General features: G+C 43.0%; 26 protein-coding genes and 1 other RNA gene. 22 read left to right on the top strand and 5 right to left on the bottom strand.

Features of this window, described 5'->3' with window-relative positions:
• The first annotated feature begins 14 nt into the window (after window positions 1-14).
• From HED61_RS00455 to HED61_RS00420, 8 genes are all read left to right on the top strand, one after another.
• On the top strand, window positions 15-497 hold the full coding sequence (locus HED61_RS00455) for a MarR family winged helix-turn-helix transcriptional regulator (RefSeq protein WP_103300396.1): 483 nt from the start codon (window positions 15-17) through the stop codon (window positions 495-497).
• Between the two features lie 178 nt (window positions 498-675).
• Window positions 676-2460, top strand: a complete 1785-nt coding sequence (locus HED61_RS00450) for a glycoside hydrolase family 13 protein (RefSeq protein ID WP_219645435.1) — start codon at window positions 676-678, stop codon at window positions 2458-2460.
• Between the two features lie 305 nt (window positions 2461-2765).
• Window positions 2766-3818 carry an aspartate-semialdehyde dehydrogenase gene (locus HED61_RS00445; protein ID WP_005472640.1) on the top strand — a complete coding sequence of 351 codons (1053 nt, stop codon included), beginning with the start codon at window positions 2766-2768 and terminating at the stop codon, window positions 3816-3818.
• A 120-nt stretch (window positions 3819-3938) separates the two neighbouring features.
• Window positions 3939-5621 (top strand): ribonuclease J, encoded by a 1683-nt coding sequence (locus HED61_RS00440; protein ID WP_219645434.1) that lies wholly within the window; start codon window positions 3939-3941, stop codon window positions 5619-5621.
• Window positions 5622-5971: 350 nt separating this feature from the next.
• Complete coding sequence (locus tag HED61_RS00435) at window positions 5972-7414, top strand: MFS transporter (protein ID WP_219645433.1); 1443 nt, start codon at window positions 5972-5974, stop codon at window positions 7412-7414.
• A 197-nt stretch (window positions 7415-7611) separates the two neighbouring features.
• Window positions 7612-8295, top strand: a complete 684-nt coding sequence (locus HED61_RS00430) for a metal-dependent hydrolase (protein WP_219645432.1) — start codon at window positions 7612-7614, stop codon at window positions 8293-8295.
• Window positions 8296-8333: 38 nt separating this feature from the next.
• Complete coding sequence (locus tag HED61_RS00425; RefSeq protein WP_003128761.1) at window positions 8334-9665, top strand: DRTGG domain-containing protein; 1332 nt, start codon at window positions 8334-8336, stop codon at window positions 9663-9665.
• A 47-nt stretch (window positions 9666-9712) separates the two neighbouring features.
• Entirely contained in the window at window positions 9713-10669 is a 957-nt protein-coding gene (locus HED61_RS00420) for a DHH family phosphoesterase (RefSeq protein ID WP_003128762.1), read from the top strand.
• 188 nt (window positions 10670-10857) lie between these two features.
• On the opposite strand, the gene dapD is transcribed toward HED61_RS00420, so the two are convergent.
• Genes dapD through dapA form a run of 3 tightly spaced genes read right to left on the bottom strand, consistent with a single transcriptional unit; the run spans window position 10858 to window position 13233 of the window.
• On the bottom strand, window positions 10858-11571 hold the full coding sequence (dapD, locus tag HED61_RS00415; protein ID WP_103300402.1) for a 2,3,4,5-tetrahydropyridine-2,6-dicarboxylate N-acetyltransferase: 714 nt from the start codon (window positions 11569-11571) through the stop codon (window positions 10858-10860).
• Between the two features lie 12 nt (window positions 11572-11583).
• Window positions 11584-12339 (bottom strand): 4-hydroxy-tetrahydrodipicolinate reductase, encoded by a 756-nt coding sequence (dapB, locus tag HED61_RS00410; protein ID WP_003128764.1) that lies wholly within the window; start codon window positions 12337-12339, stop codon window positions 11584-11586.
• A 12-nt stretch (window positions 12340-12351) separates the two neighbouring features.
• Window positions 12352-13233: a 4-hydroxy-tetrahydrodipicolinate synthase gene (gene dapA, locus HED61_RS00405; protein ID WP_219645431.1), complete on the bottom strand. Its 882-nt coding sequence runs from the start codon at window positions 13231-13233 to the stop codon at window positions 12352-12354.
• 187 nt (window positions 13234-13420) lie between these two features.
• Between dapA and HED61_RS00400 the strand changes: the two genes are divergently transcribed.
• The 10 genes from HED61_RS00400 (at window position 13421) to ffs (ending at window position 21852) form a co-directional block, all read left to right on the top strand.
• Entirely contained in the window at window positions 13421-14617 is a 1197-nt protein-coding gene (locus tag HED61_RS00400) for a M20 metallopeptidase family protein (protein ID WP_219645430.1), read from the top strand.
• Window positions 14601-15905, top strand: a complete 1305-nt coding sequence (gene lysA, locus HED61_RS00395; protein WP_195957589.1) for a diaminopimelate decarboxylase — start codon at window positions 14601-14603, stop codon at window positions 15903-15905. The genes HED61_RS00400 and lysA overlap by 17 nt, the downstream gene beginning before the upstream one ends.
• Window positions 15906-15922: 17 nt before the next feature.
• Window positions 15923-16753, top strand: a complete 831-nt coding sequence (gene dapF, locus HED61_RS00390) for a diaminopimelate epimerase (protein ID WP_219645429.1) — start codon at window positions 15923-15925, stop codon at window positions 16751-16753.
• Window positions 16754-17024: 271 nt separating this feature from the next.
• The gene (locus HED61_RS00385) at window positions 17025-17351 is read left to right on the top strand and encodes a zinc ribbon domain-containing protein YjdM (protein ID WP_041120438.1); all 327 of its coding nucleotides are present in this window, start codon (window positions 17025-17027) and stop codon (window positions 17349-17351) included.
• 85 nt (window positions 17352-17436) lie between these two features.
• Window positions 17437-18153, top strand: a complete 717-nt coding sequence (locus HED61_RS00380; protein WP_003128772.1) for a zinc metallopeptidase — start codon at window positions 17437-17439, stop codon at window positions 18151-18153.
• 83 nt (window positions 18154-18236) lie between these two features.
• A complete protein-coding gene (locus HED61_RS00375) occupies window positions 18237-18872 on the top strand; it encodes a YczE/YyaS/YitT family protein (RefSeq protein WP_003128773.1) in 636 nt (211 codons plus the stop codon).
• Between the two features lie 309 nt (window positions 18873-19181).
• Entirely contained in the window at window positions 19182-20546 is a 1365-nt protein-coding gene (locus HED61_RS00370; RefSeq protein ID WP_219645428.1) for an RsmB/NOP family class I SAM-dependent RNA methyltransferase, read from the top strand.
• A gap of 68 nt (window positions 20547-20614) precedes the next feature.
• On the top strand, window positions 20615-20950 hold the full coding sequence (locus HED61_RS00365; RefSeq protein WP_003128776.1) for a hypothetical protein: 336 nt from the start codon (window positions 20615-20617) through the stop codon (window positions 20948-20950).
• Window positions 20951-21222: 272 nt separating this feature from the next.
• On the top strand, window positions 21223-21729 hold the full coding sequence (tadA, locus tag HED61_RS00360) for a tRNA adenosine(34) deaminase TadA (RefSeq protein WP_005472626.1): 507 nt from the start codon (window positions 21223-21225) through the stop codon (window positions 21727-21729).
• A 24-nt stretch (window positions 21730-21753) separates the two neighbouring features.
• Window positions 21754-21852: signal recognition particle sRNA small type (ffs, locus tag HED61_RS00355), an RNA gene on the top strand.
• A gap of 313 nt (window positions 21853-22165) precedes the next feature.
• On the opposite strand, the gene HED61_RS00350 is transcribed toward ffs, so the two are convergent.
• Together HED61_RS00350 and HED61_RS00345 are read right to left on the bottom strand one after the other, a co-directional pair.
• The gene (locus HED61_RS00350) at window positions 22166-22612 is read right to left on the bottom strand and encodes a GNAT family N-acetyltransferase (RefSeq protein WP_219645427.1); all 447 of its coding nucleotides are present in this window, start codon (window positions 22610-22612) and stop codon (window positions 22166-22168) included.
• Window positions 22613-22787: 175 nt separating this feature from the next.
• Window positions 22788-23039 carry a hypothetical protein gene (locus HED61_RS00345; RefSeq protein ID WP_103300407.1) on the bottom strand — a complete coding sequence of 84 codons (252 nt, stop codon included), beginning with the start codon at window positions 23037-23039 and terminating at the stop codon, window positions 22788-22790.
• Window positions 23040-23229: 190 nt separating this feature from the next.
• Between HED61_RS00345 and HED61_RS00340 the strand changes: the two genes are divergently transcribed.
• The 4 genes from HED61_RS00340 (at window position 23230) to HED61_RS00325 (ending at window position 26718) form a co-directional block, all read left to right on the top strand.
• Entirely contained in the window at window positions 23230-24609 is a 1380-nt protein-coding gene (locus HED61_RS00340) for a bifunctional metallophosphatase/5'-nucleotidase (RefSeq protein ID WP_003128780.1), read from the top strand.
• An 85-nt stretch (window positions 24610-24694) separates the two neighbouring features.
• A complete protein-coding gene (locus HED61_RS00335; protein ID WP_103300409.1) occupies window positions 24695-25306 on the top strand; it encodes a YutD family protein in 612 nt (203 codons plus the stop codon).
• Between the two features lie 3 nt (window positions 25307-25309).
• Window positions 25310-26080, top strand: a complete 771-nt coding sequence (locus HED61_RS00330; protein WP_021149204.1) for a TIGR01457 family HAD-type hydrolase — start codon at window positions 25310-25312, stop codon at window positions 26078-26080.
• Window positions 26077-26718 carry a TIGR01906 family membrane protein gene (locus tag HED61_RS00325; RefSeq protein WP_219645426.1) on the top strand — a complete coding sequence of 214 codons (642 nt, stop codon included), beginning with the start codon at window positions 26077-26079 and terminating at the stop codon, window positions 26716-26718. The genes HED61_RS00330 and HED61_RS00325 overlap by 4 nt, the downstream gene beginning before the upstream one ends.
• The last annotated feature ends 101 nt before the right edge of the window (window positions 26719-26819 follow it).

Raw genomic sequence — 26819 nt, 5'->3', positions numbered from 1 at the left:
AAAAGAGGGAGAAAATGCCAAAAGCAGTAGAAAAGTTTGATATTTCAGTATTTGCAGAAGTTTTCTCGCTATTAGGGAACCTTTTGTTTGAAGAAGTTGGGTTAGAAGATTTAAAATTGACAAAAATGGAGATTCTGGAACTTGTGTTGATTTCAACGAATGAAGGAATTACGATGTCTGAATTAGCAAGACAAATCGGCACATCGAAGGTACAGATTAGTCGATCAATTGCTGGATTGGAAAAAGCTGGGTTTGTCATGCGTAAAACCAATGAAACCAATCGCCGCAGAGTCAATGTCTTCATGTGTGATGCGGGGAGAGAATTATTCAGTCGCAAAAAACAACAAATTGAGGATCGCTTGAATGAGAAGGTTTCAGCGATGCGCCCATCAGATTTTACAGAGCTTTATCAAGCCTTGACTTTGGTGATTGGCTTGTTGCGAAAGTATGACATTTTAAAAGAACATAACTGCTCGAACCATCCTGCGATCAAGTAACGGATTCGCTATCTCTACTAATGCAAACGATTGCTGTGTTTTTGTTATTTGATGTTGAGTTTATTTTTTTTAACCTTTTATAAAAAGAATACAAGAAAGCAATCGATTGCATATTTCTCTTGTATTCTCTTCTTGTGTGTGGGAAAATAGAGACAACAAATAATTAAAGGAGTCTGCTATGAATACTACTGCTATCTATCATCGTCCAGAAAGTGAATTTGCTTATTTATTTGAAAAAGACAAAATGCACATTCGGCTGCGCACAGCTCGTCAAGATGTGCGTCACGTGCAATTATTATGCGGGGATCCGTATACGTTATACAAAGAAGCTTGGTATCAACGAAGAATCGAAATGGATAAAATTCTCTCTACTGACTTGCACGATTATTGGCAAGTGACCGTGAGTGCAGAATTTCGCCGATTGTCTTACGGCTTCTCTATTGAAAGTTTTGACGGTCTCCATGTTTTCTATGGTGATCATGGGGTCTATCCGTTTGAAGAGCAAAATTTAGAAATGAACAACAATTATTTTCGGATGCCTTACTTTCAAGAGGCGGATCGGTTCAAAGTACCGGAATGGGTCAAAGAAACAGTCTGGTATCAAATTTTTCCGGAGCGCTTTGCGAATGGTGATCCATCCAATGATCCCGAAGGCACATTGCCTTGGGGGTCCAAAAATCCCGATCGGCAAGATTTTTTTGGTGGAGATTTACAAGGCGTGATCGATCATCTGGATTATCTCGTTTCGCTAGGGATCAATGGGATTTATTTCTGTCCGATTTTTGAAGCCTACTCCAACCACAAATATGATACGATCGACTACTTAGCGATTGATCCAGCTTTTGGGGATAATGAGACCTTCAAACGTTTGGTGGAAGAATGCCACAAACGAGGAATCAAGGTCATGCTTGACGCAGTTTTCAATCATATGGGGGATACTTCCCACCAATGGCTCGATGTCATTAAGAATGGTGCAGATTCCCCCTTTGCCGATTGGTTCCATATCAATGAATTCCCTGTCAATTATAAAGAAGGCGAAGATTTTGAAGATGCTTATGATATCACGTATGATGTGTTTGCATTTACCCCGCATATGCCGAAGCTGAATACAGAGAATCCGGATGTTCAAGACTATCTCCTGAAAATTGCTCGTTACTGGATCGAAGAATTTGATATCGATGCTTGGCGCTTGGATGTAGCCAATGAGGTGAGCCATAATTTCTGGAAGAAATTTCGTCAAGTCTGTGATGAAGCCAAAGACGATTTTTATATTTTAGGAGAGATCTGGCATTCTTCTCAAAGATGGCTCCAAGGGGACGAATTCCATGCAGTCATGAACTATGCTTTTACAGATGCAATCATTGAATACTTCGTCAAAGACGAAATATCAATGACAAAGATGGTCTCGGAACTAAATAATCAATTGATGCTTTATCGGGACCAGACAAATCAAGTCCAATTCAATATTTTGGATTCTCACGATACGCCGCGTCTATTGACATTGGCACGGGGCGATAAGGACCTGATGCGGCAGGTGATGGCTTTTACCTACTTGCAGCAAGGGGTTCCCTGCCTGTATTATGGCGATGAAATCGGCTTGACCGGGGATATGGATCCGGATTGCCGGAAATGTATGGTTTGGGAAGAAGAAAAACAAGACCGCGATTTGTTGCGCTTCACAACTGATTTGATTCATTTGCGCAAGAGTCATCAAAAAATCCTTTCAGAGGGCTCTTTGAATTGGAACGTGATTTCTGAAGAAGAAGGATTGATCATTTTTGAGCGGGAATTAGGTGCGCAACGAATCATTGGAATCTTTAATACCGGGGAAGATCAACTCACATTGTCTTGCCCAGAGGAAATTTTATTAGATCAGTTTATGCAGATCGAAGATGAGACAATGATCATTGATAATAAAGGATTTGTCATTGCAAAAATCAACAATGAAATCAGCAATAATTAAAAAATAAAATGAGGCAAGATCTGTTAAAACAGGTCTTGCCTCATTTAGGCTGATTGGGTTTTATTTCCCCATGCACGTTGGAAAGAATCTTCCCCAAAATTCTTTCTACTAATATTATAGCCTATAACCCGTAGATGTGACAAATAATAACAGTCGAAAAACAACCCTTTTTTGAAAAAAAGCGAAAGAAGAGGGAATTTTCAGATTTTTTCTTTTTCTTTCTGAGAATGCTTATGTAAGGTCTTTTCTTTTTGCTTAAATATGATAAACTAGTAAAAATGTATTTTTATTCGAGGAGTGATCAAATGGATAGAGGGTACCGGGTAGCTGTTGTTGGTGCGACTGGCGCAGTTGGAACAAAAATGATTGAGATGTTAGAAAAGACTACATTGCCGATCAAGGAATTGATTCTATTGGCTTCAAAGCGATCAGCTGGGAAAACCTGTGTCTTCAAAGGAGCCACTTTGGTCATTCAAGAATTAACTACGACCTCATTTATTGGAGTAGATTTGGCTTTATTTAGTGCTGGCGGCAGTATCTCCAAGCAATTTGCCCCAGAAGCGGTTAAAAGCGGTGCGGTCGTAATCGACAATACGAGCTACTTCCGAATGGATCCGAATGTCCCTTTAGTGGTTCCCGAAGTAAATGCTCATGCTTTAGCAAAACACCAAGGGATTATCGCAAACCCAAATTGTTCAACGATTCAGATGATGGTGGCATTAGAACCGATTCGGCAACACGCAGGTTTATCGCGGATCATTGTTTCGACGTATCAAGCTGTTTCAGGTGCCGGTGCTAAGGCAATGGCAGAATTGACACGGGAATCTCAAGCTTACTTGTCAGGAACACCAGCTGATCAGTTGGCACCAGAGATCATGCCAGCGGGCGGTGACAAGAAACACTATCCCATCGCATTCAATGCCTTGCCGCAGATCGATGTTTTTGCGGAAGATGATTACACCTATGAAGAGTGGAAAATGATCAATGAAACCAAAAAGATCATGGAAGACTCAGCGATCCAAGTAGCGGCTACTTGTGTTCGGATCCCAGTCTTTAGCGGGCACTCAGAATCTATTTATATCGAAACAAAACAACCTGCGGAATTGACTGCAGTCAAAGAGTGGATCAAAGCAGCTCCCGGAGCAGTTCTGCAAGACGATCCAAGTCAGCAGATTTATCCACAAGCACTGACGAGTGTCGGTAAGACAGAGACCTTCGTCGGTCGGATTCGAAAAGATTTAGATGTAGCGAATGGTCTGCATCTTTGGGTGGTAGCGGACAATTTGCTGAAAGGTGCTGCCTGGAACTCTATCCAAATCGCAGAATCGCTGCATGAACAGTCTCTAGTTCGAGTGTAAATCATAAGTTTTTCAGAAAAGTGTAGCGAATGCCACGCTTTTCTTTTTTTTGTTGTATAATGAAAGAGACGGCTTAGGCTAGGGAAATAAATAGTGTAAAAAAATCAAGAGGTGAATAGATTGGAAACTATCAAAATCATTCCTCTCGGTGGTGTACGTGAAAACGGAAAAAATATGTACATTGCTGAAGTTGGAGAGGATATATTTGTTCTGGATTGCGGTGTCCGTTATCCAGAAAACGAGTTATTGGGAATCGATACGGTCATTCCTGATTTCACGTATCTAGAAGAAAACGCAGATCGCGTAGCGGGGGTCTTTTTGACTCATGGACATGCCGACGCCATTGGGGCGTTGCCCTATTTCTTGGAGAATGTCCCAGTTCCGGTGTTTGGAACAGAGCTAACGATCGAATTGGCAAAATTGACCGTAGCAAAAAACGAAGCAACAAAGAAATTCAAAGATTTCCATATCATTGATGAACATTCAGAAATCGATTTTGGTCATGCAACCATCAGCTTTTTCCGGACAACGCATTCGATTCCTGATTCTGTCGGAATCAGCGTCAAAACCAGCGCTGGAAATATCGTCTATACAGGGGATTTCAAATTTGATCAAACAGCTATCCCAATGTATCAAACGGATTTCGGACGTTTGGCAGAGATCGGTAAAGAAGGCGTTCTGGCATTGCTGAGCACCTCAACAAATGCAGAAAACCCAGCACCGATTGCTTCTGAATTGACGATTCAAGATGAAGTGTTTGACAACATTCGCTATTGGGAAGGTCGGATCATTGTCGCAAGTGTAGCCAGCAATCTGCAGAGGGTTCAACAAGTGCTGGATGCAGCATATCGTTCCGGACGAAAAGTAGTTTTGACTGGTCAGGACTTTGGACGGATCATCCGCACTGCGATGAAGTTAGGTAAACTAAAATTACCAGCAGAGGATTTGCTGATCACCCAAAAAGAAATGAAAAAGTATGCCAAGGAGCAATTGCTTATTCTAGAGACTGGCCGTATGGGTGAACCGATCAAAGCATTGCAGAAAATGGCGAACGGAACACATCGTACATTACGGATTCAAGAAGGGGATCTCGTTTATATTACGACGACGCCTACGGCAGCTATGGAAACGGTCGTTGCCAAAACGGAAGATATCATTTACCGAGCGGGTGGAACCGTGAAGCAAATTTCAGATAATTTTCGTGTTTCCGGTCATGCGAATCCGAATGATCTGCAATTGATGCTGAATTTAATGAAGCCAACGTATTTCCTACCAATCCAAGGAGAATATCGTCAGTTGGCAGCACATGTGGACTTGGCTCATGAAGTGGGCATTCCGTTAAAGAATATTTTCATTACCGCACGCGGGGATGTTTTAGAATACAAAAAAGGCGAAATGCATTCAGCTGGTGCTGTACCAGCTGAGAATGTCATGATCGATGGGATCGGTGTCGGTGATATCGGCAATATTGTTTTACGCGATCGTAAAGTCTTATCTGAAGACGGTATTTTCGTCGCAGTCGTAACGATCAACCGTCGCGAAAAGAAAATCATTGCAGCACCGCAAATCACTTCCCGCGGCTTTGTTTATGTCAAAGCAAGTCGTGATTTGATTCGGGAAAGTGGTGAGATCGTTGCAGAGATCGTTGAAAAACATTTGCATGATGAAGAGTTTGAATGGAGCAAATTGAAACAAGACATTCGAGATCGCTTAAGTCGCTTCTTGTTTGAACAGACAAAACGCCGACCAGTGATCTTGCCTGTGATCATGGAATCCAGTCAAAGAAATCGATCACGCAAATAAAACATCCAGAAAACTAGGACGCCAGCTACAAACGTCCTAGTTTTTGCTTTGATTTTTTGTGGTGTCTCTTTAGATACATAGCGCAGAAATACGAGAACATTGTCCGATCGATAATATCCAGGTCTTCATTGACAGGGTGTTGTCTAAAGCAAGTGTTCCAATAAACAAACATTGAAATTGCTCCTGTTTTCCGGTGCGGATTGGCGGGGTCTCTCGAGGCGTGTCAGTTATTTTTGTCAGTCTGGCTAATTTGACTTGTCCGGATGCTGGAGTGATGTCTGGATAAAAAACAATTCCACGAAGAAACTCGTGTTAAAAGAAAATTGATTGGATCGAAAGGATGGTTTTGAGTGAAAAGTTATCAAGAAGATACGCTTGTCCAGCAGAGAAAATGGTGGATCTTGATTGCTGTTGCGATGTTCACGTTTATGTCTACATTAGACGGCAGCATCGTGAATATTGCGTTGCCGACGATATCGGCAAATATGTCCGTACCCATGAACCAAGCGGAATGGGTCGTGTCGGTTTATTTGATGGTGGTTTGTGCTTGTTTGTTGCTATTTGGTAAGATTGGCGATAGTTTGGGGAAAATCAAGGTCTTTCGTCTCGGCATGTTGATTTTTACCATCGGTTCTTTATTGTGCGGGTTCAACCATTCGTTGGCTTTTTTGCTCTTTGCACGAGTCGTCCAAGCGATCGGTGCAAGTATGACGATGGCAACAAATACTGGAATCATTACGGAAGTATTTCCTATTAGTGAGCGAGGACGGGCACTGGGGATGATCGGCGCTTTCGTGTCGCTAGGATCAATTGCTGGTCCAGGACTAGGCGGGATCATATTGTCTCATTTTTCATGGCCTTATATTTTTTGGATCAATGTTCCTGTCGGAATTCTGACTATGATTGCCGGGGAGAAAATTTTACCCAAAGATATCACCATGAGCCGCAACTCCATCGATAAAAGTGGATTTGGTCTATTCTCTGTGGCGATCTTGACCTTTTTCGGTGGAATTTTCATCGGTCAGGAGCAAGGCTTCTTGACATGGTTGCCATTAGTATTGATTTTCGTTGCAATCATTGCTTTTATTGCTTTTATTCAAGTAGAAAAACGGGTGGCGATGCCGCTGATTACTTTCAGCATTTTCCGAAATAAAATTTTTACGTTAAGTTTGTTTACGGCACTTCTGATCTTTTCTGCTAATTTTTTTGTTAATGTCGTGATTCCATTTTATCTGCAAAATGCCCGTGGGTTGACTCCAAGTGTAGCCGGGATGTTGATGATGGTCTTTCCTTTGATGATGGTCATCGGATCGCCTATCAGCGGTTATTTGACAGACCAAGTCGGTCCAGAAATCTTGGTGTTGATTGGCTTGGCCTTACTATCGATTACCCAACTGATGTACATGTTTATGAACCAGCATACACCTATTTGGTATTATGTGGTGGCTACAGCAATCATGGGATTAGGAAATTCCTTGTTCCAATCGCCGAATAATACCATGGTCATGAGCAGCGTGACCAAAGAAAATTTGGGAGTGGCCGGTAGCTTGAACTCTTTTGCTCGTAATCTAGGCATGGTGCTAGGGATTGCAATGTCCACAACGATTCTATATTCTGCGATGAGCAGTGCCTATGGTCAGCATGTGACGACGTATATCAATGGACGACCAGATATCTTCAATTATGGAATGAAAGTTACCTTCTTCGGTGCGTTTCTTTTATGTGCTGTGGCCCTATTGATGACTATGTGGCGTATCAAAAAACAAGGTGGCTTCCAGAAACACTCTCTGTAAGCTGCGAACCTAAAAAAACTGTTCTAGTTCTTTTTTCTGAAGACTAGAACAGTTTTTTTGTGATTTCTTGACTAAGAGAAGAATAACGTCATGAATGAAATGGATACACCGAATTGATTGTTTGGAATTTTGTATTAGTCTGTTATAATAGAAAATATTAGTCTGTATTACTTATGAATAGGAAAGGGGTAATTGTTGTGAAGATTACTTTTCATGGACACGCGGTTCTTTCGATCGAGTTGGAAGATGGACAAAAGTTGTTGTTTGACCCTTTTATAAATGGAAACGCTATGACTGATCTGGATGCAGAAACAGTTGATCCAGACTGGCTGCTGATCACTCATGGGCACAGAGACCATGTAGGAGATATGGTGGCGATTGCCAAACGTACAGAAGCACCTATTATCAGTGTAGTGGAAGTTTGTCAGTATGCAACAAGTAAGGGAGTAACGAAGACCCACGGTATGAATATCGGCGGCTCATATACTTTTCCCTTTGGCAAGGTACGGTTCGTTCAAGCTCAGCACAGTTCCGGTCTGGAAGAAGACGGCAAGATGATCTATATGGGAAACCCAGCGGGAATCATTTTAGAAGCGGAAGGCAAAACAATATATCACGCGGGGGATACAGCCCTCTTTGGTGATATGGCACTGATTGGCGAACAATTTGCGATCGATGTGGCTTTCTTGCCGATTGGTGATAACTTCACTATGGGACCTAAAGATGCAGCCGCAGCTGCCCACTTATTGAAAGCAAAAAAAGTTGTACCAGTTCACTACAACACATTCCCACTGATCAAACAAGATCCCGCCGCTTTTATCGACTTGCTGCCTGAGGGAGTAGGCACCGTTTTGGCTGTGGGAGAATCGATTGATTGTTGACCGTCTGATTGACGGATTTTATTAACTAGGAGAAAATTATGGCGACGAAACATGACTTGATTTTAGCGCATATCGAAAGTTTGCCGGTAGGAGACCGTATTTCAGTACGGGGAATCGCAAAGGATTTAGGTGTCAGTGAAGGAACCGCCTATCGGGCAATCAAAGATGCAGAAAATATCGGTCTGGTCTCTACCATTCAACGGGTAGGAACCATTAGAATCGAGCGTAAGTTAAAAAAACATATTGAAAAATTGACCTTTGGAGAAGTCGTACAAATCATTGAAGGAGAGGTTCTAGGAGGCGCAGCCGGTCTAGATAAGGACTTGAATAAGTTTGTTATCGGTGCGATGAAAGAATCAGCAATGGAACGATATATCACCCCGGGATCGCTCGTGATCGTAGGGAATCGAAATGAAGTTCACCAATTAGCATTAGAAGATGGTGCTGCTGTCTTGATCACTGGTGGGTTTGAAACATCAGAAGAAAACTGTCGTTTGGCCGATAAGCTGGAACTGCCAATATTGCAGACGACTTATGATACGTTTACCGTTGCAACGATGATCAACCGGGCATTGAGTGACCAGCTGATCAAAAAAGATATTATGCTCGTTAGCGATATCTATATGCCGCTGGAAAAAACAAAGTATCTGCATACGTTTGACACTGTCAAAGACTATAAACGTCTTTCAGAAGAAACCAATCATTCTCGCTATCCGGTAGTTAACAAGAACATGCGCGTGGTTGGGATCATTACGGCAAAAGATGTTTTGGAAAAACCCGATACGCAAATCATTGAACGAATCATGACTCGTGAACCGCGAGTCGTGAAAAAAGAGATGAGTGTTGCTTCTGCCAGTCATCAAATGATTTGGGATGGCTTGGAAGTGATGCCAGTAGTAGCAGATGACTTATCTTTGATCGGGATCGTGACTCGGCAAGACATTATGAAGGCGATGCAACTAGTCCAAAGACAGACCCAGATTTCCGATACGATCTCTGATCAGATTTCTGGTCAGATCCAAATCATTGAACAAGATTTTGAAGGCAATAAATTGGCACAGCCAAACTTTCGTTTCGCTGTGACTCCACAAATGGTCAATGAAGTAGGAACGATTTCTTTTGGTGTGCTCAGTGAAGTGATCGCCAATGCTGCCAAACGAACGATGCAAGTCAATCAGCGGCGAAACAGCTGGATCGAACAAGTGAATCTACACTATTTCCGCTTGATCCAATTAGAAAGTGAGATCATTATTCAGCCCAAAATTTTGGAGCTGGGGCGCCGATCTGCTAAGATCGATATTGAAGTCTATATCGAAAATTCCATGGTAGCTAAAGCAATTGTCGTCTGCCAAGTAATGGAGCGCCCTTAATTCGAACAGCAGTCATCAGATAAATGCTTAGAAAATGGAGATATGCAATGAACGTACAAGAGGAAATATTGACAGCAATTAAGGAATATCAGACAATTATTATTCACCGCCATCAGCGACCTGATCCGGATGCACTAGGGTCACAAGTTGGATTGGCAGAAATTTTACGAGCTAGTTTTCCTGAAAAAGCGATCTATCAAGTGGGAGGGCCTGTTGAAGGGCTAGACTACTTAGCAGAAATGCAGGAGATTTCGGATGAAGTCTACAAAAATGCCTTAGTGATCGTGACCGATACCGCCAATTCACCAAGAGTCAGTGATCAGCGCTATGCCAATGGTGCAAAATTGATCAAAATCGATCACCATCCTAATGACGAACCTTATGGAGATTTGGTCTGGGTGGATACTACTGCTAGCAGCTGCAGTGAAATGATTACGGCATTCTGGAAAATGTTCGCTGAAGAACTTACTATGTCGCAAGAAGCTGCGCGCCTGCTTTATGCCGGAATCGTAGGGGATACGGGTCGTTTCCTGTACCCAGCAACGACCTCCGCGACATTGCGTTACGCAGCTGATTTGTTGGATTATGGTTTTGATGCACCAAAAATCAATCGTGAGATTGATCAGGTTTCCAGAGCAGTGGCTCGTCTTTCCGGCTATGTCTTTGAAAATTTAGAAGTTGATTCACTAGGAGCTGGCAAAGTGATTCTGACAAATGAGATTCAGCAGCGTTTTGGCGTTGTTGATTCAGAAACATCTGCTATCGTGTCCTTACCAGGGAAGATTGAAGATGTCTTAGCATGGGCAATTTTTGTTGAGCAGCCAGAAGGCTATTATCGGGTCCGGATGCGTTCGAAAGGACCTGTGATCAATGAGATCGCCAAACGTCATCATGGTGGCGGACATCCGCTTGCCAGCGGAGCGAATGCAGCGGATCTGGAAGAAGTGGCAGCCATCTATCAAGAAATCCAGACCGCAGTTTCAGCTTTTCGAGAACAAGCATAGACTTTATTCGTCGTGATCAGTGTTCTTTTGCAGAAGAAAAAACCAACAGCGAGGAATCTTAGGACTTGCTATGGGAATGATCGGTGAGTTTTTGATTGTAGTAAATAACTGTAGTAAAAAATTACGCAAATAAAAAAAGCGTATGACTCGCGGGTCATACGCTTTTTTGCAAGTTGCAACAGGCGAGATCAGCCCCGTAAATCGTCAAGAAACTCGGTTTTACTAGCCGTCTTTTCATCTTTCATCTTGATGACTTTAGCCGGGGAACCAGCAACTACAGCCCCTGCCGGTACATCTTCTGTGACTACAGATCCAGCAGCAACCACAGCACCTTCACCGACACGAACACCTTCAAGGACTACGGCATTGGCGCCGATCAACACATGATCTTCGATAATCACTGGGCTAGCTGAAGGTGGCTCTAAGACACCAGCTAAAACAGCCCCAGCTCCGATATGGGCTTTTTTACCGACAGTAGCCCGGGCGCCTAAAATCGCCCCCATATCGATCATTGTTTCTTCGCCGACAACGGCACCAATATTGATGACCGCTCCCATCATGATGACCGCATTCTTCTCAATGATTGCTTGATCACGAATGAAAGCCCCTGGTTCGATCCGAGCATCGACTGTTGTTAAGTCCAACAGAGGGATCGCAGAATTCCGACGGTCATTTTCTAAATAGAAATCAGTGATTTTCTCTTGATTGGCCGTTAGAAAATCAGCTACTTCTTGACTGTCTCCAACAATAAAGTAAAAGGAGCCAGCCCCAAAAATTTTCAGTGTCTCGGAAGAACAGGCAGATAGATCTCCATTCAAATAGACTTTGACTGGGGTCTGCTTATTGGCTTCTTTGATGTATTTGGCTAATTGATAAGGATCAGAAAATTGTAATTCAGTCATACGTTACCACCTTTACTTGTCAAGTAGATTTTCCATGTCATATAGTCCAGCAGGTTGTTGTGCAAGATATTCGGCAGCCTTCAACGCACCATTGGCAAAAATATCCCGTGATAATGCGGTATGTTTCAGCTCAATGATCTCGTCTGCACCTGCATAGATCACCGTGTGTTCGCCCGGGATCGTGCCACCGCGAACCGCGTGAATACCTAATTGTTTTCGATCATTGGTCAGATCGTTGCCAGAACGGCCATAAAGATATTCTTTTGGTTCTTGACAACTTTCATTGATGCTGTCTGCCAGTAACAATGCAGTTCCGCTTGGCGCATCGATTTTTTGATTGTGATGTTTTTCAATGATTTCAATATCGAAATCTGCTTCCAAAGGTGGGGTGATCGCTTTTAGGGCTTTGATCAATACATTGATCCCCACGGACATATTCGCAGAATAAAAAACAGGAATCTTTTGAGCAGCGGCGACCATTTTTTCTTGGGTTGCTTGACTTAAACCAGTCGTAGCCACAACGATGGGCAGTTGGTTGGCAACACAGAAGTCAAGGAGGCCTGCTACATTGCTATGATGTGAAAAATCGATCACCAAATCAACAGGTTCTTTGACTGCTTCTGGTGCAGAATAGATTGGAAAGTCGCCAGTTGCTTCCGTGTGACGGTCTAATCCAGCACTGATCACAAATTCAGCATGTCCAGCAATCATGTGCTGCAAAACTTTTCCCATTCGACCATTGGCACCGCTCAATAAAATATGTCTCACTTGATTGCCTCCTTATAAAAGCCCATAAGCGGACATTTCTTTTTTTAGACGGTTGATTGTTTCTTTCTCAGGCGGTCCTAATGGCAACCGATAGTGCAAGTCAGACTTTCCTAATAAGGAAACCGCCGCTTTGATGGGCACTGGATTGACTTCACTAAAAATCGCATCGATCAAAGGTTTTTGTCGTAACTGCTCCTGAATCGCTGCTTGAATATTTCCAGAAAGAAAATCTGCCACCAAAGTCGCTGTTTGTTTAGGGGCAATATTACCGATCGTCGAAATCACACCAGAACCGCCTAATGCTAAGATTGGTGTGACTTGATCATCATTGCCGGAATAGAGAGTAAATTCATCATCCACTAGTTGCGCGATAGACGCAATTTGTGAGATATCTCCACTGGCCTCTTTGATTCCTTTGACATTCGGAATCTCTTTTAATTCAGCAACCATGTCGTAAGTCAAGTTCATTCCTGTTCTTGATGCGACCGAATATAAGATGACAGGCAGTTCAACGCTTTGACAAATTGCCTTGTAATGAGTAACCAAACTCTTTTTTGTTGCTTTGTTGTAATAAGGGGTTACAACCAATAATGCGTCGGCACCGACACGCTCTGCTTCTTGGGAAAGATGGATCCCATGTTGCGTATTGTTTGAACCAGTGCCACCGATCACAGGAATGCGGCCCGCAGCCTGCTTGACAACCGCCTCGATAACAGCAATGTGTTCTTCATCGTTCAATGTTGAGGCTTCACCGGTCGTTCCACAAGCGATCAATGCATCGCTGCCTTGCTGGATATGCCACTCAACCAGTGACTTCAACTTGTCGAAATCCACCGAACCATCATGAAACATCGGGGTGATCAATGCAACGCCAGAACCTTTAAAAATCGTCAAACTACTCCACATCCTTTCAACCTTTTTACTCTTTCTCTAATTGTACTAAAAATCAAAAAATTTTGATTATTTATACTATAGATTATTCGAATTATATACTATAATATTATCCAATATCAATGGAAATGTGGATATCCATACATTTTCAGCCGATATTGCTGATCAAATGAAAGAAAGGTGCCCACGAATGCAATTATCTCAAGCAGTAATGAAATTAATCGAAGACGTGGTTCGTTTTCGACGGGAACTACATAAGATTCCCGAGTTAGGATTAGAAGAATTCAAAACGAAGGAATATTTGCTTAAACAGTTGCAGTCTTTCGGGATCAAAGAAATTTATCCGGTTCTGGATACCGGATTGATTGCTGTTTTTCGCAGTGAAAAACCAGGGAAGACGTTAGCATTCCGCACGGATATCGATGCATTGCCTATCAAGGAAGAAACGAATGCTCCTTTTGCCTCGCAACATCTCGGCAAAATGCATGCTTGTGGACATGATGGACATATGGCGACGCTTTTAGGTTTTGCAAAGTACTTATCCGATTACCCGGAAGCTGTTCGCGGGACCATTGTGTTGATTTTTCAGCCAGCAGAAGAAGGCCCTGGTGGTGCGCAGCTAATGATTGATGAAGGAATCTTAACCGATTTTGCGATTGATCAGATTATCGGTCTGCATGTTTTTCCAGACTATCCTGAAGGTGTGATTGCTTGCCGCAAGGGACCAATGATGGCTCGAAATGGCGAGATCACGATTCGAGTCCTGGGAGAAAGTGCTCACGGGGCCCAACCTCATCAAGGCAGCGATGCGATCTTAGCGGCAGCTGCGGTCATTCAAGGTCTCCATGCAATCGTTTCTCGCAACATTAGTCCATTGTCTTCGGCCGTCATTACATTCGGCAAGATTCGCGGAGGAGATGCAGAAAATATTATTCCCGGAGAAGTCGTGTTGAACGGAACGATGCGGGCTTTTGAAGATGGGGTCTATGAAACATTGACGCAACGAGTAAAATTGGCGGCTGAAGAGATTGCTAAAGGGTATGGCTGTTCAGCAGAAGTTTCTTTCGAACACTTGTATCGGGTGGTAGACAATGATCCAGACATGGTAGATGCTGTTCGGGATGTTGCTGGCGACAGTTATATCGAGACACCGCCGTACATGTTAGCGGAAGATTTCTCCATGTACCAAAAAGAGATCCCTGGTGTCTTTTTCTTTGTCGGGACTCGGGATGAAGAAAAAGGGTATACCTATCCGCTGCACAGCAGCAAGATGAATTTTGATGAGAAAGTCTTATTAGGAGGCATTGAGTGCTACCTGCGATTGATTGAAAGATTGAATCAGAGTCAGGTGCTAAGAGAGGAGCGCAGTAATGATCAAAGAGATTAAAGACAATCACCTGTTTTGGGATGGATGCGATACAGTGGCATTAGCAAAAGAATTTGGCACACCCTTGTACGTTTTTTCGGTGACCGAGATTCGCACTCAATGTCGTGCTATTCGCGAGGAATTTCTGTCTCGCTATGAAAACACCCGAGCTGCCTATGCTTCGAAAGCCTTCAATACACTAGCCATGCTGCGGTTGATCGATGAGGAAGGCCTGTCTTTGGATGTTGTTAGTGGCGGTGAACTATACACAGCCATCCAAGCAGGATTTCCAGCGGAACAAATCGAATTCAATGGCAACAATAAATCTATTGATGAATTGGCATTAGCGATCGATTATGGTGTAGGTCGGATCATTGTCGATGGCAGTCAGGAGATCGGTTTGATTCGAGCGCTATGTCAAGAGAAACAGCGGAAAGCAAAAGTGATGTTCCGAATCACACCAGAAGTGAATGTCCAGACCCATGCGTTTATTTCAACTGGACAGAAAGATTCAAAATTTGGGATCCCATTGGATGAAGAGATTTTATTTCCTTTGATTGAAGAAGTGATTGACGCACCGGAAATCGATTTTTATGGGTTGCATTTCCACATCGGAAGTCAATTGTCTGACAATCATTCCCATATTGCTGCGACAGAGGCTGCGCTAGCATTAGTTCTAGAAATCCATCATCGATTTGACTATACTGTTAAAGAGTTGAATGTTGGCGGCGGATTTGGTGTCCGCTATACGGAAAAGGATATTCGTCAACCCTATTCTTACTTTTTGGACCCGGTGATGGCGACGATTGAAACGTTCTGCCAAGCGCATCAGCTCCAACGTCCGACTGTGGTGATCGAGCCTGGGCGTAGTATTGTAGCGGAAGCAGGTATCAGTCTGCATACTATTGGTACGATCAAGACATTGCCACAGATTCGAACCTATGCCAGTATTGATGGCGGCATGACAGATAACATTCGTCCCGGTCTTTATCAAGCTGAATATACGGGGATTCTAGCCAATCGGGCAGCAGAAGCTGCCACAGAGACAGTTACGATTTCTGGCAAGGCTTGTGAAAGCACGGATATCTTAGTCAAAGATCTGCAATTACCCAGAGTAGAGACGGGAGATCTTTTTGCGACTTTTGCGACGGGAGCGTATGGTTATTCAATGGCTAGCAATTACAATAAACTTGCGATTCCAGCGGTAGTTTTTGTTGAAAAGGGACACGCGGAATTGGTGGTTGAACGTCAGACTTTCCAGCAGTTGATTCAAAATGAACGTATCCCTTCGTTTTTGATGAAAGAATAAAAAAAGCAGGTGAAATCATGGAAATCGTTTATACCAAGATGCAAGGTGCTGGTAATGATTTTATTGTGATCGACAATCGTCGCTATAATTTTTCTTCGAAACAGTTGGCTAAGTTAGCAGCCCAAGTTTGTCAGCGGAAATTTTCAATCGGCGCAGACGCGTTGATGGCTGTCGATCATCCCGAAGGAACGGGAGATTTCCGCATGCGTTTTTATAATGCGGATGGCACGGAAGCGGAAATGTGTGGCAATGGTGCACGCTGTATCGCTCGCTATGCTTATGAAAATAAGGTTGCTTCAGAAGCAATGGTGATCGAGACCGTTGCAGGACCTGTTCCTGCTTGGCGATTGGATCGGCAGCAGTACAAAGTGACGTTAAATCCCCCCACCGTTGCGAAGTTTGACCAACCTTTCGCTGACAGAGAGGTTCCTGTCGTTGATTATATCGAGTTAGGTGATCCAGGAATCCCTCATGCGGTGGTGAAGTATCCCGGTCTGCAAGAAACATCCCTCGATGCATTGACAGATTTAGCACAACGGATTCGCTATTGGTCAGCATTTCCTAAAGGCGCCAATGTGAATTTCTACGATGCCGATTCAGCAGGGGAACTTGTTGTCCGAACCTACGAACGGGGAGTCGAAGGCTTTACGTATGCTTGTGGGACCGGATCTGGGGCAACTGTTTATGCGGTGGCGCGACGCCGGGAACAAACGCAAGCCAATCTTGTGCTGCATGTTTTAGGCGGAGAGCTGCGAGTCGAAGTTGCATCAGAGGAGCTCCAACTGATTGGGGATGCGATTTTTGTTTCTGAAGGGCGTATTTTAGACGAAAATCTATTTTTAGACTGAGGGTTGTCTTGCGACGGAATTATCCTGTTCATAGAATCATTTAGGCGACAGTTCTTATGGAAGCCTTATTCTTAGAAGCCATCTTTAGCTAGAACTGAGAAGATCATCAAATGCAATCGATAGAACTTAGTTTGTTCTATCGATTGCATTTTTTTGTGCAGGATATTGCAGGATAGTCAGAAATTTTGTATGCTACAGTTATGTTTATTTTTTCACGATCGTGCTCGATCGTTGAATAAACACAGAATACATCACTACGAGGAGTAAGAATATGTCTCAAATTCCAAATTGTCCAGTTTGTCAATCCGCCTATGCCTATGAGGATCGCGGCTTGTTTGTCTGCCCTGAATGTGGCAATGAATGGCAGGAAACAGAAGAAACTGCTGCTGTCGTCAAAGATGCCAACGGAAATGTTCTTCAGGATGGCGATGCCGTGACGGTCATCAAAGATTTGAAAGTCAAAGGTGCTTCTGGTGCCATCAAACAAGGAACCAAAGTCAAAAACATTCGTCTGGTAGAAGGGGATCACAATATCGATTGTAAAGTCGATGGTTTCGGTGCCATGAAATTGAAGTCAGAATTTGTAAAAAAACTTTAAAAACAGAATCTTCCATACCTCTTCATAATATTTTCATCCATTTAATGGTAAAATAAGGTCAAAGACGAAAGGGAGGGATTTCATCGTGTATGGAATCGGTGGATACGGTTTTGGTTGGTTTTATGATCCAACATTCATTTTAGTCATTATCGGGATGGTGATCTCGATGGCGGCTTCAGCATACGTTAAAAGCACGTTTAGCAAATACGATAAAATAAGCAGTAGAAACAATATCACCGGGACCAAGGCGGCTCAGTATATTTTGGAAAGCCAAGGCATCAACAATGTCGGCGTCCAAGCTATCGCAGGAGATTTGACTGATAATTATAATTCCGGCAACAAGATGCTAAGTCTATCTCAAGCAACTGCACAATCAACTTCTGTGGCAGCAATCGGAGTGGCAGCCCATGAATGCGGGCATGCTGTGCAAGATGCTAAAGGGTATCTCCCATTGCGTATCCGGCATGCGATCGTCCCAGTAGCTAATATTGGTTCCGCGGTGTCGATCCCGTTGATTTTGATCGGGGTTCTTTTGAGAGGGTCCTTCCTAATCAATCTGGGGATATTAGCATTCTCGTTAGCATTTATTTTCCAATTGGTGACGTTGCCAGTCGAATTTGATGCTTCAAGACGAGCGTTACGGATTTTAGCCGATGGCGGTCTCTTAACGGAAGAAGAAGTACCGCAGGCCCGTAAAGTATTGTTTGCTGCAGCCTTGACTTATGTGGCAGCTGCAGTTGCGACATTGCTGCAATTACTACGTTTGATTATTTTATTCGGCAATAACAATCGCCGCGACTAATGAAAAGAAGGAGACTTGAGAATGCTCAAGTTTCCTTTTTTTTGAAATTGTCGTTATAATAAAAAGAAAAAGGTGGGGAATAAATGAAAAAAGAAACATGGCTGCGGTCGCTTTTTGCGTTGATCGGGGTAGCTATCATCGGTTTTGGCGCCTCCTTGCTTCGCGTAGGTGGCGTCGGGCTGGATCCGTATACAGCTGCCAATATTGGAACAGGTGAACGGTTAGGTCTTTCATTAGGCGTCTATCAATTGATGATCAATCTCGTTTTGTTGATCTTGATTTTCTTTTTTGGTCGTCGGCATATTGGGATCGGCACAGTGATCAATATGGTCTTGACGGGCTTTTTTATTGATTTTTATACGAAAATCTTTGAACTTTTCGCAGTTTCTCCGGAAGGTTGGCTGCAAAAAGGGCTCTTTTTAGTGATCGGTATTCTGTTCTTTACCTTTGGTGCTTCCTTCTATATGTCAGCAAAAGTGGGAAGTGCGCCTTATGATGCGATCGCACCGACGATCGTTGATCGAACGAAAGCGAATTATCGGGTCGTCAGAGTGATCCAAGATGTGGCTTTTGCGACACTCGGCTGGATCACAGGTGGACCGATCGGGATTGGGACATTTATCAGTGCCTTTCTAGTTGGTCCGCTGATCAAGTTCTGGGATGATTACGCCTCAGTGCCGTTCATCGAAAAGACCATCAAGAAATCTTTATTTAAATGAGCGCGGACCTATCGAAACAACAATGATAAGTAGCAGATGATAGATGCCAGCAGTACAAAAAAAACACTGTAGATATGCTATTGATCGATTTCAACGATACCTACAGCAATAACGAAAGACTGTGACAAAATCAGCAGTGAATGGGCAATGGATAGCGTAAATCGTTTTCGAACGAACGATCCTTTGCTGACCTATTTTAGGTTTGATTTCCTTCTGTTGATTTTTGTCACATTTTTTTCAAAATTGCCTAACGCTACTTGCGCAATCGCTGAGCACTCGCTATGATAAGAGAGCTTAGGAGGGATCATCTTGAAATTACCAGCAGCATTCATTACCAAATATCAGCAGTTACTAGGAGCCGAAGCGGCGGCCTTTTTTACTGCTTTAGAAACAGGGCATCCAGTAAAAGGATTTCGCTTGAATCCGTTGAAGCCACAAGCCATCTCGATGCTGGAAATGTTTGGACCGGATAAAAGTCCAGCACCATACGCAATGAACGCCTATATTGGAGAAGTCAAAGGGAAATCACTGCTTCATCAAGCGGGGTATGTCTACAGTCAGGAACCAAGCGCGATGATCGTTGCGACGATCGCAGATGCACAACCAGGAGAAAAAGTGCTCGATCTTTGTGCAGCGCCTGGAGGGAAAACCACGCAATTAGCAAGTCAGATGCAAGGCAAAGGTTTATTGGTTTCCAATGAGATTTTTACTAAACGCGCAAAAATCTTATCGGAAAACGTTGAACGATGGGGGATCAGTAATGTGGTGGTGACGAACCATGCGCCGCAAGAACTGACGCCGCATTTTCCACAATTTTTTGACAAAATCGTGGTGGATGCTCCTTGCTCAGGAGAAGGAATGTTCCGCAAAGATCCTGTGGCCATCGCGGAATGGCAAGCTGATTCGCCACTGCAGTGCGCTCAGCGCCAGAAGGAGATTTTGGCTGAAGCGGTTGCGATGTTAAAGCCTGGCGGACAGTTGATCTACTCTACTTGCACGTTTGCACCTGAAGAAAATGAAGCCATCATTGAATGGCTGGTCTCAGCATATCCTTTTTCCATTGAACCGATTGAATTGGAAAATGTGTCTCATGGACGCCACGATTGGGCACCGATGAACGGCATTGAAAAGACGATTCGGTTATGGCCTCACAAAAATCAAGGGGAAGGTCATTTTGCCGCAAAGCTGACCTATCTTGGATCGGAGAACATAGCCAAACCAAAGAAAACCAAAAAAGCCAAAAAAGCTTCTGGGATTGATTCTGTCACGCGATCACTTTGGCAATCTTTCCAAGAAAACTATCCATTTTTAAAAGAGACTACTGCCGATATCCAGCTTTTTGGGGATCATCTGTGGTTAGTACCTAGTGAATTACCATCACTAAAAGGGGTTCGCGTATTGCGTCCAGGGCTTCACGTAGGGACTGTGAAAAAGAATCGTATCGAACCGAGTTTTGCATTGGCAATGGCGATCAAAGAAAATGATGAAGCACCTTTCTTGTCAATTGAGTTAGCTCAGTGGCAGAAGTACGTGGCTGGTGAAACGATTACGGTACCTGGAAATGAAGGCTGGGTCGTCTTGAAGGTGGCTGAGGTCCCGATTGGCTTCGGCAAACAAGTGCAAGGTGTGGTGAAAAACTTCTTCCCGAAAGGATTGCGGTTCACTCTGGAATAAACGAAATAGTATTTTTATTTGATCGGTCGTGCTATCATAGAAGTAGCAAATAAAGGGAGCTGATCGATATGAAAACATCAACAAAAGTAACGATTGGATTAAGTATTGCGGCAATTGCTGGCATCTCAACAGCAGTCGTTGTCTCAGACAAAGTCGTGAACAAAGTACGCTTCGCTTGCAACCGTCACAAAGTGAAAAAGTTTGTTGACGACAAATTTAATGGCAACGAAAAATTATTAGGTGTCGTCGATGATTTGACAGATAAAGATTTAGATGCATTGCTCGGCGTCATGAAGAAAGTCAAAGACAGCCGTCATAAAGTCTCGGTTTATGGAGATAACGTCAAAGATGCAACAGAGAATGTCAAAGACAAGTTGACTAGCTTTATTGATGCAGTCTTTTAAGCTAATATCTCCTTGGAGAAAATGCTGTTAGAAGCGGCCAGAAGATCGTTGAAAGAACCTGCCAGTGGTTGTCCTGCCATAGCAGTTGTTTGACTAGGCTTCATTTGGCGCTTCTTTTTTGTTCAGAGAAAAGGAAAATAGGAATTGGGAGCCATAGCAACTGGAACAGGTACGGCTACTGAATGACTGCGTTAAGAAATTGCCAGAGCTTTTCTATAGAGTCAGTGTCAGCTTTCCATGTTTATCCCAATTGAGAATTGAAAGGAATCATTTTGAAGAAAGAAAGTACCCTCACACAAAGTGAAAAAGAATATTTTATGCGTGAAGCACTGAAAGAAGCGCAAAAAGCGGAAGCAATCGCCGAAGTCCCCATCGGGGCAGTTGTCGTCTTAGAGGGGCAAATTATTGGCCGAGGACACAACTTGCGGGAAAAACAGCAAGAGGCAACAGCTCATGCCGAAATGTTTGCCATCCAACAAGCCTGCCAAGCCATCGAAAGCTGGCGCTTAGAACAAGCGCAGCTATTTGTTACATTGGAGCCTTGTCCTATGTGTAGTGGTGCAATGATGCTGGCTCGTGTCGAAGAAGTTTACTTTGGCGCCTACGATCCAAAAGGCGGTGCTGCCGGTTCTTTGCTGAATCTGTTGGAAGATGAGCGTTTCAACCATTGGTCCTACGTAGAAGGCGGGATCTTGGAAGAAGCGTGCGGGCAAGTGCTAAAAGATTTTTTTCGGGCATTGCGCCAAAAGAAAAAACAAAAAAAGTCTGGTAATCTATAGAAAAATACGTTATACTAAATTTTGCCGAAAGGCTAGGACAATGGAGGTCTTGTGAAGCGTGTCAGATCCGGAAGGAAGCAGCACTAAGCAGGAGTCTCCATGTGTCTGATTTTTTTTTAATTAACTATTAGCTGATGAAAATCAGCTTTTTTTGTTGCCAAAAAGCGAAACTGCGACTTCTCTAAGTGAGTTCTTCTGAGGGGGTAGACAAACGCCCTTTTTTTATATCCTTCATTCAATAATAAATAAAAAAAGGGGCTGTGCCATAAGTCTCCTACAAGTGAAATCCGAACATGATATAGTATTGCTCTTGCGGTGCAGGGGTTCCTCGTCGCAAAAGTCAGAGGAATCTATCGCAATAGAATATGATTTGGTTTCACTTGTTGGATGATGACTTATGGCATAACCTCTTGCTAAAAAGTAACTACTGGAATAGTTATCTGTCTAATCTCATATAAATTAGTGGATATGGATTGCCTTGTTCATCAAACGCTGTTTTTTTATAAACTTTAAATCCCATGTGTTCATAAAAATCTTTTGCAAGCGGGTTTTGTTCATTCACTGCTAAATCATTAACCAAATATTTTTCTATGCCGTATGTAAGCAATTCTTTGCCTAACCCTTTTCCTCTTTCTTCGTTAGCAATAAAGAGCATTTCAAGATGTTGCTCCACGATCCCCATAAAGCCAACAGGTACTTGATTTTCGTTTTCTATGAGAATTAAATAGGGGATTTCTTTTAATGCTTGTGGTACATACGTCTTGATTTCTTCTATTTCATGATCTGATAGAAAGAGATGCGTTGCTCTTACAGCACTTTCCCAAATGGTTAATAGCTGTTCTATCAATGGTGCCGTTCTTTCTTTTACCTCTATAATTTTCAAGTTCTTGACCTCCGAAACCTCCGATTTTTTAATTATATCAAAGAAAAAAGATAAAAACGAAGTGCTGTATATCCACAGATATACAGCACTTCATGACACGAATGAAGTTAGTTGCAGTCTGAGAACCACTACACCTATAAGCGAGGGGTTCTATTATTGTTTGTAGCAGATCGAATTAGATATAGTCTTCATGCCGAGGGCCATTCCTGCGGATCTCTTCTTGTTCTTCAGCGGATAATTCAGTGAAGATATCATTACCGTCTAAAAACGTGTTCCAATCTGTCCCCATCATCTCATGAAGTGTCTCTGGATCCTCGTCGGATAAACGATGGGAGGTCTCTCCATCCACCGTTTGTTGTTTCTCAGAGGAAGAAGTGTACTTATGGCCAAAAAGTTTTTCCCACTCTGCTCGTAACTGTTCTAACATCGAAATCCCTCCTTTTTTTTATTGTAGCACAAGGTCTTTAGAAAGGCGGTCCAAACGCTGGAAACAAAACCTGAATCGAAAAGCATCCCTCTGGTACCTCGCAAAAATTGTGCTATTCTAGTAGTAGTTGGAACATTAAGCTGAAGAATTATCAAATAGCCGACAGCAAATGGGTGAGAAGAGGGATAAGATGGAAAAAATCACGCTAGTACACACGAATGATTTGCATTCACATCTGGAGCATTGGCCTAAGATCCGCCGTTATCTTAATCAACGGAAGCAAGAAGCAGATTCGAGTCAAGAAACAGTGATTTCTTTGGATCTAGGAGATTTTGTGGATCGGTGGCATCCATTGACTGAAGCAACGAACGGACAAGCCAATATTGAGCTGATGAACCAAGGACACTATGATGCAGTGACTATTGGCAACAATGAAGGTGTGGGAAATTCCAAAGAAGAGCTTCAGCATCTTTATGATCAAGCGGAGTTTCCTATCTTATTGGCGAACCTTTTCGATAAGAATGATTTGAAACCACCAAAATGGCGGCAGGATTACCAGATCATCGAAACGAATCAAGGGACGAAAGTCGGGCTGATTGCTTTTACGGCACCCTTTCCTTTGACCTATTCACCAAACGGCTGGGATATTCGTGAACCCTTGGAATTGCTGCCTTTATTGATCAACCATTTGCAGCCCCAAGTCGATATTTTAGTCTTGATGAGTCATTTAGGAATCAATGCAGATCGAGCGATCGCGGCTGAGTTTCCTCAGTTGGATGTGATTTTAGGCTCTCATACGCATCACTTATTCGAGACCGGCGAAATCGTCAATGGCGTACAATTGGCAGCAGCGGGGAAATTTGGCTTTTATATTGGTGAAGTAACGATTACGTTAGATGATCAGGGGCAAACTATCGAGCGTTCTGCCCGAGTGATCCCTACAGAGCAGCTTTTAGCTTTTCCGCAAGATGAAGAAGAGATTGCTGGTTATCTTTCTATTGGTCATCGTTTGTTGAAAACGAAACAAGTCGCACAACTTCCGTGGGCGCTTCGTTGTGAAGGGAACGAAGATTCGATTATCCAAGAAGCATTGGCGGCGCTTTGTGTTAGAGGACAAACGGAAGCTGCTGTGTTGAATAGCGGTTTGTTTTTAGGTGATTTACCGGCAGGGCGCATCGACCAGGATCAACTGCATACCATCTTGCCTCATCCGATGCACTTGATTCGAGTGACATTGAAGGGAGCAGATGTGATCCGTTTTGTTTTAGAAATGGAAAAAAATCGGCGCTTTTTACGGAACTATCCAATTGTTGGGATGGGATTTCGTGGGAAAATATTTGGTGAACTGGTTTATAAGGGGATCTCTTATGATGCCATCAATCACCAAGTATTGTGGCAAAACAAAGTAATCAATCCGGTGGAAGAATACCAGATCACATTAGTGGATCATTATTTGTTTATTCCTTTTTTTCCCACGATCGAGATAGCCGGACGCTGTGAATTTTTATTTCCAGAATTTATTCGTACGGTCTTTGGCAGCTACTTAGCACATAAATATCCGATCCAGTAATGAAAAAGTCGGAGGGGAATCTGATACAAGCACGACTATCATTACGTATTAAAACAAGGTATAATAGACAACAGGTGGTGAAAAGATGACCGAAAAACAAACAATTACAGACGAGATCACTTCGGTACTCGAGGAGATCATCGAAGAACCAGAGAAACAGCCGCAAAAAGGCGAACTGGTTACGCTTGTTAATGATGATGAATTATTGATCGGTACACGCCAATACAAATTGGTGGTAGATTATCGCGAAGGATTTGATCCCCAAAAATTGGGCGAACGGTACAGTGAAGTATTGGCTCGCTACGATTACATCGTGGGGGATTGGGGTTATGAACAGTTGCGTCTAAAAGGTTTTTTTGACAAAGACAATCGCAAAGCATTACCGGATCAGCGGATCGACATGCTAGAGGATTATTTATATGAATACTGTAATTTCGGTTGCGCTTATTTTGTGATTCAACGAGTTGGCGGCAAGAAAGAAAAGAGTACGACCCGACGCCGTAAAAAGAAACCAGCAGCTCAAAGCAATCAAACACGTCCGGCACACATCGATGAGAAACAAGAAGTTGTTTCTCAAAAACAGGTGAAGCCAACGATTAAAAATCGAAAACCAAAAGAAAAAAAGGCGCGATCGACAGAAACGACAGTGAAAAAAACAAATAAAAAAGAATTCACGATCCGTCAACGGGAAGAGTAATTTATGAAATATAAGGGATATTTGATTGATTTAGATGGCACGATCTATTTAGGGAAAGAGCCGATACCAGCAGGCAAACGCTTCGTTGAAGCTTTGCAGAAAAAGGAATTGCCTTTCCTTTTTGTCACAAATAATACGACCCGCAGTCCAGAAACAGTCGCACAACGATTAGCGGATGAATTCGCCATTCATGTGGCGCCTGCAACAATTTATACGGCAAGTTTGGCGACGATCGACTTTATGAAAGACCACGGTCGCGGCAATAAAGTCTTTGTGATCGGCGAAGCAGGGTTGATCGACTTGATTTTAGCGGCCGGTTTTGAATGGGATGACCAAAATCCGGATTATGTCGTCGTTGGTTTAGACAATGATGTCACCTACGAAAAGTTTGTCTTAGCCACATTAGCGATTCAAAAAGGGGCTACCTTTATCGGCACCAATCCAGATAAAAATATCCCTACCGAACGGGGATTGTTACCTGGAGCCGGTTCTTTGATCGCAATGGTGGAGACTGCGACACAGACACCGCCGATTTTCATCGGTAAACCGGAAGCAATTATTATGGACAAAGCCGTGGCACACCTTGGTTTACCAAAAGAGGAAGTCATTATGGTGGGAGATAACTATGAGACGGATATTTGCTCGGGGATTCGGAATGGCATTGATTCCCTATTGGTACTATCCGGTTTTACACCGAAATCTGCTGTGCCTCATTTACCGGAACCCCCAACTTATGTCATTGATTCCTTAGATGAATGGGATTTTGACCAATGAGAAAACAAGTATGGATCGAGCGGCTAGGGATGCTGTGTTTGTTTTTATTTCTGATCAGCTTAGCAATTACGGTAACGATCAATTTTCGCTGGCTATATCATTTTGATATTCAACAGTTGAATATTTTAGATTATACCGACATTTCAAAAGAAGAATTGATAAAAAATTATGGGTTGTTGCTGGATTTCTTGAACAATCCATTGAATACGACATTAGCTTTGCCAGATTTTCCGATGTCAGCGGCAGGAGCTGGACATTTCTATGATGTGAAGAAACTATTTTTATTAAACTATGGTGTACTGCTCGTAACGTTGATCCCCAGTTTCATGCTTCTTAGATCTTTTTGGATAAATGACCAGCGCTGGCGGTTGTTGCGACCATTGCAGTGGGGGATGCTGCTGCCGATTTTCTTTGGTTTCTTGATGGCAATCGGGTTTGATCGATTTTTTGTGACGTTTCATGAGATTTTCTTCAATAATGACGATTGGCTTTTTGATCCAGTAACGGATCCCATCATCAATGTTCTGCCGGAGACGTTCTTCATGCACTGTTTTATTTTATTTTTTGTACTGATTGAACTGTTTTTCTTTGTGATTTACTGGTGGGCAAAACAAAGTCAAAAAAAGACTATTTCATAAGTGAGAAAAGACCTAGAGGATAGCGGGAACGTCAGTCATACTGGCGTTCCTTGCTAGTATCGCGTAACGATTTACACGGTAGTCCCTTCAGGTGTTTCAGA

Source organism: Enterococcus gallinarum, from assembly GCF_021496385.1.
Classification (GTDB): domain Bacteria; phylum Bacillota; class Bacilli; order Lactobacillales; family Enterococcaceae; genus Enterococcus_D; species Enterococcus_D gallinarum.
Note: the sequence above shows the minus strand (reverse complement) of the source record. Positions and strands in the feature narration are given on the sequence as shown.